The sequence below is a fragment of the Candidatus Aegiribacteria sp. genome, from assembly GCA_021108005.1.
Classification (GTDB): Bacteria; Fermentibacterota; Fermentibacteria; order Fermentibacterales; family JCC-6; genus Aegiribacteria.
In genome coordinates this window covers 1-5,112 of record JAIORS010000023.1, presented here as the reverse complement: position 1 = coordinate 5,112, position 5,112 = coordinate 1, and the positions used below count along the sequence as shown (strand labels likewise).

General features: G+C 44.9%; 3 protein-coding genes. 1 reads left to right on the top strand and 2 read right to left on the bottom strand.

Annotated elements, in window-relative coordinates; genetic code table 11:
• Both K8S15_01825 and K8S15_01820 read right to left on the bottom strand, forming a co-directional pair.
• The coding region (locus tag K8S15_01825) for a tetratricopeptide repeat protein (GenBank protein ID MCD4774771.1) at nt 1–1,209 on the bottom strand (1,209 nt) is incomplete at its 3' end.
• Nucleotides 1,202–2,545 (bottom strand): tetratricopeptide repeat protein, encoded by a 1,344-nt coding sequence (locus tag K8S15_01820; protein ID MCD4774770.1) that lies wholly within the window; start codon nt 2,543–2,545, stop codon nt 1,202–1,204. The genes K8S15_01820 and K8S15_01825, both read right to left, overlap by 8 nt.
• A 276-nt stretch (nt 2,546–2,821) precedes the next feature.
• Here K8S15_01820 and K8S15_01815 point away from each other — a divergent pair, with 276 nt between their 5' ends.
• A complete protein-coding gene (locus tag K8S15_01815) occupies nt 2,822–4,483 on the top strand; it encodes a T9SS type A sorting domain-containing protein (GenBank protein ID MCD4774769.1) in 1,662 nt (553 codons plus the stop codon).
• Nucleotides 4,484–5,112 lie beyond the last annotated feature (629 nt).

Sequence of the window (5,112 nt, the reverse complement as noted above, 5' to 3'; positions counted from 1 at the left end):
GATCTTTTTACAGGACGAACAGATTGGAAGCAGCCCGCTGAGTGTTTTCACTTCGGCAAGAGCTTTCGTCAGTTTTTCATTTGCCTTCACAAGCTCAATATTCCTGAGCCTGTAAATCTCGTTTTCCTTTTCCTTTTTCTCTGTTTCATAGCTTACCTGGAGTTCGTTGTATTTTTTGCTGCTTTCTTCAGTGAAAATCTCATCATTCAGTTCGCTGAATTTCTTGTAATATTCGAGTGCCTCCCTGAAATCACCTTTTTTCTCAAAGATCCTTGACATAGCTTCGAAGCAGTTCATTTCTATATCAGGTACGTGAAGCTCTTCTGCTATGGCAAGTCCTTGTTGCACATATTCAAGCGCATCATCTAGCCGATCAATCGATAGATAGAGAACACCAATTTTTCGAAGCGTTTCAGCAGTTGCATGCCTGTCTCCAGTTTCCTTTTCGATCTCAAGAGCTTTAAAGCTATACTCCAGTGACTTGTCGAATTCTTTCAGATCCCGATACACAGAACCTATATTGATAAATGAATGAGCAATTCTTCGTTTTTCACCGAGTTGCTTTCTTATTTCAAGTGCTTTTTCTTGGTATTCCAGAGCTTTCTCGAATTCGCCGCAATTCCGATAAATACCTCCTGCATTGTTATATGAAATGGCAAGAATACTTTTATCACCGATTGCTTCCAATAATTTGATGGCCCGGTTATAGTAATTCAGGGATTTTTTATCGTTCCCTGTTCTATTGAATATGATTCCGATATTATTAAGCGATGATGCAATCCCCGCTTTGTCACCGATCTTCTCACGAATTTTTAGTGCCTGCATGAAATAATCAAGTGCCTGATCGAACCTGGCTGTTCTAAGGTATGACGCACCGATTCGATTCAATGCAGTAGCTTTATCCGGGGCATCATTAGTTTCATTTGTAAGTTCAAGCATTCTGAAACCGTATTCCAGAGCAGTCTGATACTCCCCAGTGCACTGATATGCCCAGCAGAGCTCACTAAGAATAACGGATTCAAGTTTCCTGTCCTCAGTATCCTGCAGCAACGCCAGACCCTGTTTCCCGAATTCAATAACCTTCCGTGGATTGACTTCTCTAAATGCTACACTCAGATCCGCAAGAACTTTAATTCTATCCAGCCCATCAGTTTCAGAAAGTTTCTTCAGGAGTATCTCAATATCTTTCTTCTCAGAAGGATCAACCATGGGACTCCTTATATTCAGGATAAAGCTTCTTCATGCATTCAGGACAGATTCCATGACTGAACTGAGTGTCTGAACGCTCTGTTATGTATTTCTCTATCTGTTCCCAGTATCCGGAATCATCCCTGATCTTTTTACAGGACGAACAGATTGGAAGCAGCCCGCTGAGTGTTTTCACTTCGGCAAGAGCTTTCGTCAGTTTTTCATTTGCCTTCACAAGCTCAATATTCCTGAGCCTGTAAATCTCGTTTTCCTTTTCCTTTTTCGCTGTTTCGTAGCTTATCTGGAGTTCGTTGTATTTCTTGCTGCTTTCTTCAGTGAATATTCTATCATTAATCTCTTTGAATTGTTTGTTGTATTTGAGTGCTTCCCTGAAATCACCTTTTTTCTCAAAGATTCCTGACATTACTTCGCAACAGTTTCTTTTAAGATCGGGCGCATCGATCTCTTCTGTGATAGCGAGTCCTCGCATGACATATTCCTGAGCCTTATCGAAATTGTCCAGTAATAAATAGACTTCGCCTATACTGGTGAGTGTTGTAGCAGCCACATGTCTGTTTCCGATTTTCTCAGCAATCTCAAGTGATCTGAAGAAGTATTCTAGCGATTTGCTGTAGTCTTTCATCTCTTTCAGCACCACGCCGATATTTGTCAGAGAGTGAGGTATTCTCCATTTATTTCCGAGTTTCTCTCTTATTTCAAGAGCTCTCTGGTAGTACTCCAGTGCCTTTTCATGTTCTCCCTTGGTTTCAAGGTAGATGACTCCGGCATTGTTGAGAGAAGTGGCAAGCTTGTTTTTGGAATTGAGTTCTTCGTTGATTTTGATTGCTCTGTTGTAGAAATCAAGAGCGCTGTCCTTATCACCAATGGCATTGTAGATAACTCCGATATTATTTGAAACGATTGCGATTCCCTGTTTGTCTCCGAGGTTCTCAAGAATCCTCAGAGCTTTCAGATAGTACTCCAGAGCCTGGTCAAACCTCGCCAGTCTCCAGTATACTGAGCCAATGTTGTTGAAGGCATTGGATATTTTCTCTTCATTATCATTTTTACTGATAATATCGAGATTTCTGATTCCAAACTCCAGAGCGATATGATGTTCCCCGAGACATTGACAGATCCAACAGAGTTCATTCAGGATAAAGGATTCCAGTTCCCTGTTTTCCGTTTCCCGTAATAGTTCCAATCCCTGCTTTCCAAAATCAGCAGCTTTCTGTGGATTATTTGCCTTGAATGCTACGGTCAGTTCCGCAAGAACTTTTATCCGCTCAAGACCGTCCGTATCAGGAAGTATCTTCAGAAGAATTGCAGGATCTTTTTTCTCGGATATTTCATCCATATGAACCTCTAACTTAAAGTATTCCAAAACAGGAATCCTGATCAGATACTCGTGCTTCTTTACAGATACTAACTTTGAGGAATTCGTATGGCAATACTCGCTACTAATATGATGACTCTGTTGTTTTGGAAAGTCTCTGAATTAAAGTTATATTACTAAAATGTTAGTTGACTCAAAAAACTACTCGAGTCCGGTAAGAACCAACCTGACATCATGTTTCCTCCTATCAAAAAAGCATACTTCTTCCCAGGCTGTAGATTCGATAAGGAGAAAGTAATGTACTTTCTGATCTTTTTTCTTGTTACATCCCTTATAACACTAACATCATTTGAAGCTTACGCCGGTACCGCAATCCAGACCGATTGGTCCGGTGGGGATGGAATCTTTGGGCCTGTTGTTGATTGGGGCAATGAGTATTTCGCGGATATGAACATGTCTTGCAACAATCTTTCCGATCTCGTTCTTTTACCCCTGGAACATACCGTAGACGGGGCTTTCTATTATGCCCAGTCAGTGTATTCCTCGGATGTGAACGGAGACGGCTATATTGATATTCTCGGAGGTGCCGGTGTTGACGCCATCACCTGGTGGGAGAACGTGGACGGTACGGGCACAAGCTGGACGGAACATACCATAAAAGGGAATGTCAATTGGACCTTTTCAATATACTCTGCTGACGTGAACGGAGACGGCTACATGGATGTCCTCGGAGCTGCTGGTGATTCCATCACCTGGTGGGAAAATATCGACGGCTCCGGCATAAACTGGACGGAACATACCATTGACGGGGATTTCGATAGCGCCAGGTCAGTGTATTCCGCGGATGTGAACGGAGACGGCTGCATGGATGTCCTCGGAGCATCTGCTTGGGACGACGACATCACCTGGTGGGAGAACTTGGACGGTACGGGCACAAGCTGGACGGAACATACCGTTGATGGGGATTTCGATGGTGCCAGGTCAGTGTATTCCGCTGATGTAAACGGAGACGGCTACATGGATGTCCTCGGAGCAGCAAACGTTGCAGACGACATCACCTGGTGGGAGAACTTGGACGGTACGGGCACAAGCTGGACGGAACATACCGTTGATGGGGATTTCGATGGTGCCAGGTCAGTGTATTCCGCTGATGTAAACGGAGACGGCTACATGGATGTCCTCGGAGCAGCAAACGTTGCAGACGACATCACCTGGTGGGAGAACTTGGACGGTACGGGCACAAGCTGGACGGAACATACCGTTGACGGGGGTTTCTATGAGGCCAGGTCAGTGTATTCCGCTGATGTCAACGGAGACGGATATATGGATGTTCTCGGAGCTGCTCAATCAGCTGACGCCATCACCTGGTGGGATCTGACCGGGTTTCTCCCTGATGGTTCGCTGGAATCCAGCGTGCTAGATATACAGGAGAGCCCCGACTGGCAGACTATTGACTGGACCTGTATCGAGCCAGCAGGAACAGGTGTGGCACTTCAGGTAAGGAGCTCCGACAATTCCTCGAACATGGGAGAGTGGTCAGATACACTGACAACTTCCTGTACCCTGGAAGGAATTCTGACCGACGAAGACCTTTATTTCCAGTACAGGGCAATACTGACCACAACCGACTCGCTTTCAACACCCGTACTTCAAGATGTAACTGTGGCCTGGCTGCCATACATTGGTACAGAGGAAGCGGAAGGAGCTTCATTCGTTCTACACGGTGCAAGGCCAAATCCAATACTTGGCACTGCTGTACTGGTTTTTACGATGCTTGTGGATTCAGGGGTGAAGCTGACCGTATACGACCTGACCGGGCGAGTGGTTCACTCCATTAACGGTGAATACGAGCCTGGAGTATACGAGGTAATACTGGACGGTCTGGCCAGTGGTGTGTACTTGATCCGGATGACCTCGGAAGAGTTTACGGCGACGCAGCAATTCGTCGTGATCGAATAGCGCCGGTCTCTATGCCTGATGGAACACTTTCGTTCATGCCGCCACTCGCAGGTGCCACCAGTCCTATCTTGACAGCTTTCGCCTTGTAACGACGGACCAGTTCGACCAGGTAGCCTATGTCCTGCCCTTACAATAGGAAAGTGGATTTTCCTTAATCCCATACCTTCTCCAAAAACAGATCATCCGTCCGAATAAACCTCCGATTCCTATCTGAAACTGACCATACTGCCCGAAACAATCGCAGACAAATTCCAGTGGCTCAGGCCTTTCTATTACCCACAAGTATTAGCCTGAGTCGCCAAGATCAACATCCGCAAACTCTTCAGAGGCCCGGCTCATCTCGTCTCTGGTCTTCATCGTGCTCTTTCACGTTGCTCATGTTATGAAATGATGTATAATATACATCTAACATATATTGAAAGGAACAGCAGTGAAAGACTTGATAGAAAGACGGAATGGACTCTTGAGGGAGTTTGAAAATTGTTCGGATTTTGTGAGGGGATCCATCAACAGCGTCTGTGCAAAATGCAACAGAGCACGCTGTATCTGTGATAAGAAGACTTCGCGAAGAGCTTACAGGTTAACTTATAAGAACAGTGAGCAAAAAACACGAATTGTATATATTCCGC